Here is a 4007-nt window from a genome sequence, read left to right on the forward strand (position 1 = left end):
CGCGCCCGCCGTCGCCGCGGCTGCAGCGCCAGCGGCCATGTTCTCCGCCGTGCCCGGCCGCACGGCCCTGGTGCTCGATTCGCCGCACAGCGGCACCACCTACCCCGACGACTTCCGCGCCGCCATCGACCTGCCCACGCTGCGCCGCGCCGAAGACACGCATGTCGAGAAGCTCTACGCCTTCGCCGCCGCGCTGGGCGCGGCCTGGGTGGAGGCGCACTTTCCCCGCATCTACCTGGACGCCAACCGCGACACCACCGAGGTCGATGCCAGCATGTTCGAGGCCGGGTTCGACACCGCGTGGACCGATCCCGTCACCACCGATCCCGTCGTGCTGCAGAAGGTGCGGCTGGGCAAGGGGCTGATCTGGAAGTTCACGGACGAGGGCGTGCCCATCTACGACCGGCTGCTCTCCGTGGCAGAAGCGCGCGCACGCATCGACCGCTGCTGGCGCCCCTACCACGCGGCCGTGGCCCGGGCGATCGACGAGGCCCATGCCCGCCACGGCTACAGCATCCACATCAACTGCCACTCCATGCCCGCCGTGGCCGCCAGCCATGCCACGCTGCACCCGGGCCTGCACCATGCGGATTTCGTGATCGGCGATCGCGACGGCACCACCGCCAGCCCGGCGCTGTCGCAGGCGATCTGCGCCTTTCTGCGCGAGCGCGGCTACAGCGTGGACTACAACCACCCCTACAAGGGCGTGGAGCTGGTGCGCCGCTACGGCCACCCGGCGACCCACCGCCACAGCATCCAGGTGGAGATCAACCGCAAGCTCTACATGGACGAGCGCACGCTGGCCATCGAGCCGGCCGGTTTCGCGCGGCTGCAGGCCGATCTGCGCGCGCTGGTGGAGTGGCTGCTGGCGACCGATCCCCGGCATTGACGCGGCATTGAAAGCGGCAGGGGCGCGCTGCGCTTTTTTGCAAGAGGGGAAGCGGCGCGGCTTGCGCGCGGGTCGCTTCGCATGGCGGGCATTGCATTCGCATTCCGGGCGGAGCGGAGCCGGCCGACTTCGTAGATTGCGGGTCCACTGGCCCGTCCCGCGGGCCTGCCCACCCCCTGCCCGCGACGCGCTTGCCGCGTGTCCGCCCTGCCATGACATCGCTTTCCACCCTGTTCAAACAGGAGCCGTTCACGCACCGCTCCGAAGCCCCGCCCTCCGCTGCGGTGCCATCGCCTCCCTCGCGCTCCACGCCGGCCTCTGCCGACACCCACGCCCAGGCGCTGCGATCGCGCGCGGTGGCCGCTGCACCGGGGGCGATACCGCCCCGCGCAGCGTCCTTCGACACGGTTCGGTGGAAGCAGGAGCTGCAACGCTGGTGCGACGCCGATCCGCACCGGGCCGTGTCGGGCCACCATGGGCTGTTCGGGCGCCTGCGGGCGCTGGGGCGCAAGGCCAGGGCGGAGAAGGCGGACGATGGCCTTCCCCTGCTCGCGGAGCGCCGGGAGGTGGCGATGCAGCGCTTGCTCGCCTGCCATGCGCAAGGCGCCGATGGCCGCACGCTCGATCTGAGCGGGCTGGGACTCTCCAGCCTGCCGCCGGGCCTGGAACGGCTGGCGCATCTGGAGGCGCTGGACCTGTCGAACAACACCGGCCTGCAATCCCTGCCCGAAGGGCTGGCCGGGTGCCGGAACCTGCGCAGCCTCACGGCCTGCAACGGCTTTGTCAGCCACGTGCCGCCCTCCCTGTTCCAGTTGCCGAATCTTGAAACGCTCGATCTGTCGGCCAACCCTTTTCTCAAGGCACTGCCGCAGGCCATGGCGCAAGCCCCCCGCCTGCGGGAGCTGCGCGTGCCGCATTGCGACGTGAGCCACCTGCCGCCGGGCATGGCGGACATGCCGGCGCTGCGGACCGTGGATGTGTCGCACAACCGCGGCCTGCACACGCTGCCGCCCGGCCTGCGCGAGAGCCACGTTGCGCTCGCACTGCAGGGCACGCCGGTGGCGCTCACGGACCGCTTGCTGCAGCCCGTGCCGTGGTCCCCCGGGCAGCGCGCCGCGCTGGAAACCCGCGTGGGACCACTGTCGAGCGCCTGGCGGGCTTGTGCGCCCTTGCTGCAGGACGCCAGCGCATCGCGTGCGGCGATGGATCAGGCGCGCAATGCGCTCTCTCAGGCGTTGCGCATCGACGGCGCGGGCACCGAGGCCGCCTGGGCCGATGCGGACGCGGCTGTGCAGCGCTGGCTGAGCCAGGGCCTGCCGATCACGACCGAGCGCATCCAGGAGATCGGCTGGCGCCTGAACGGCCGTCCCGCCGGCGGGGCGCAGCTGCGGGCGATGGAGTTCCAGCGCATCCCGGCCGATGCGCAGGGCCTCACCGGCAGCCACCTCGACTATCCCCCGGTCCGCGCACTGCCCGGCCATCTCGCCGCGCTGGACACCTGGCTGGCCCAGGGCGACGCGCCGGCTTCTCCGCTGGCGGCCACGGAGCGGGCCACGCTGCTGTACCGGGCGGTGGAGAGCCTGCGCCCCTTCGAAGAGGGCAATGGCCCGGCCGCGCTGATGGCGATGGACTGGGCCCTGCAGCAGCATGGGTTGCCGCCCGTCGCGCTGGACGCCGAAGCCATGACCGGGCAGGTGGCGACGGACGGGACGGTGGCCGACGGCGCGTTGACCGATGCGGCGGTTTTCGCCTCCGCCCCTGCCGGCGGCGTGCCGCACGCGCTTTTCGACGCCGTGGTGCAGGGGATGGAGGAAGCCCTTCGCACCCTGCTGCCGCGCTGAAATTTCGCATGCGCGGCCAAGGCATCGCATCCGCACCATGGCGCGGGGGGCGGGGTCCGTAGATTGGATACATCCCGTCGCAATTGGACGGGTTTGCTCCATCACCAACCCTTTCACCACGCGTTTGCCCGCGTGCCCATGCCATGAACGCGACCACCGACGTCCTTGCCCGCGTACCCCACAGCCCCGGTGCCGAGGGCAGCGCCGCGACCAGCGAGGGCGCATCGGCCTTCCGCTTCCTGCGCCGCCACCATGCAGGCCAGGGGCACGGCGCTGCCCGGGCCGCCGGCCGCGCTGGCACCGAAACCCCCGAAATGGAGCGCTGGATGCGCGAACTGCAGGAATGGTGCGATGCCGATCCCAACCGGCCGCCGCCCCGCCAGCAGGGCCTGTGGGCCCGCATGCTCGGTCGCCTGCGCACCCCCGAAGCGGACCTGGAAGACGACAGTGAAACCGCCGCCACGTTCGCCGAACGCCGCCAGGAGGCGGTCAGGCGCGTGCTGGCCTGCCACGCCCTGGGCGAGGAGGGCTGGCAACTGGACCTGCGCGTGCTGCGCCTGTCCTCCCTGCCGCCCGGGCTGGACCGCCTGCGCCATCTCAAGCACCTGGACGTGTCGGACAACACGGGCTTTCACCGCCTGCCCGAGACCCTGGCGCTGTGCCGGGGTCTGCGCACCCTCACGGCGCGCAACTGCGTGGTCACCGAAGTGCCGCAGGCGCTGGCCTGGCTGCAGCACCTCGAAATGCTGGACCTGTCGGCCAACTTCAGCCTGCGCGAGCTGCCCGAATCGCTGGCGCAGGCGCCGCGGCTGGCGACCGTGATCCTCACGCATTGCGGCCTGCAGAACGTGCCCGAGGCCATGGCCCGCATGCCCGTGCTGCAGCTGCTGGACCTGTCGCACAACCTGCAGCTGCACAACGTGCCGGCCGCCGTGCGGGACCATCCCGCCGTCGATCTGACGGGCACGCCCGTGGCGCTGCTGTCCAACCTGCTGCAGGCCCCCCGCTGGAACCCGCCGCAGCAGGCGCGCCTGGCCGCGCGGCTGGACGGCGTGGCCGTAGGCTGGCAGGAATGCCTGGGCGTGCTGCGCAAGAACGCGGGCCTGCGCGCCGAGGTGAACGCCTGGCGCAGCGGCCTGTCGCTGGTGCTGCGCACCGATGGCGTGGGCACGGAAGACGCCTGGGCCGACGCCGCCCAGGCCGTGGGCACCTGGCTGCATGCGGGCCAGTCCATCACACCCGAGCGGCTGCTGGAGATCGGCTGGCGCCTGAACGGC

3 protein-coding genes are annotated in these 4007 nt (G+C 72.0%); all 3 read left to right on the plus strand.

Translation table 11 applies throughout. The annotated features are described in order from the left end of the window. Positions 1 to 889, plus strand: an 889-nt coding sequence (locus AC27IO_RS21475; RefSeq protein WP_498740672.1) for an N-formylglutamate amidohydrolase, incomplete at its 5' end; no start/stop codon positions are given. A 212-nt stretch (positions 890 to 1101) separates the two neighbouring features. After that, positions 1102 to 2730 carry a XopAC/AvrAC family type III secretion system effector gene (gene xopAC / locus AC27IO_RS21480; protein WP_498740673.1) on the plus strand — a complete coding sequence of 543 codons (1629 nt, stop codon included), beginning with the start codon at positions 1102 to 1104 and terminating at the stop codon, positions 2728 to 2730. Between the two features lie 143 nt (positions 2731 to 2873). Next, the coding region (locus AC27IO_RS21485) for a leucine-rich repeat domain-containing protein (protein WP_498740674.1) at positions 2874 to 4007 on the plus strand (1134 nt) is incomplete at its 3' end.

This window comes from Acidovorax sp. KNOB132 (assembly GCF_057541515.1).